General features: G+C 64.8%; 1 pseudogene. It reads left to right on the top strand.

From position 1 onward, the window contains the following. Positions 1–477, top strand: a pseudogene (locus tag J5M56_RS24900) (hypothetical protein); the annotation flags it as partial.

Here is a 477-nt window from a genome sequence, read left to right as displayed (position 1 = left end):
CAACGTCCACTGATTCTCGCCGGCGGCGGTGCCATCGACGCAGCGCCGCAGCTGACCCGACTCGCCGAATTGCTCGACGCTCCAGTGGCGCTGACCATCAATGCCAAAGGCATGCTGCCGACCAGTCATCCGTTGTTGATCGGTTCGACGCAGAGCCTGGTTGCCACCCGCGCACTGGTCGCTGAAGCCGACGTGGTGCTGGCGATCGGCACCGAGCTGGCCGAGACCGATTACGACGTGACCTTCGCCGGCGGCTTCGAGATTCCCGGCAAGCTGTTGCGCATCGACATCGATGCCGATCAGACCGTGCGCAACTACCCGCCGTACGTCGCACTGGTCGCTGATTCGCGCAATGCCGCGCAAGCATTGCTCAGCGCCTTGTCGCACCAACCGCTGGCCGAGCGTTGCAATGATTGGGGCCAGGTCCGCGCCGCGCGTCTGCGTAATGAGTTGGCGGCGAGCTGGGATGCACCAACG

Origin of the sequence: Pseudomonas sp. 51_B (assembly GCF_017491595.1) — a bacterium.
Classification (GTDB): domain Bacteria; phylum Pseudomonadota; class Gammaproteobacteria; order Pseudomonadales; family Pseudomonadaceae; genus Aquipseudomonas; species Aquipseudomonas promysalinigenes.
This window is presented reverse-complemented; position numbering and strand designations above follow the sequence as displayed.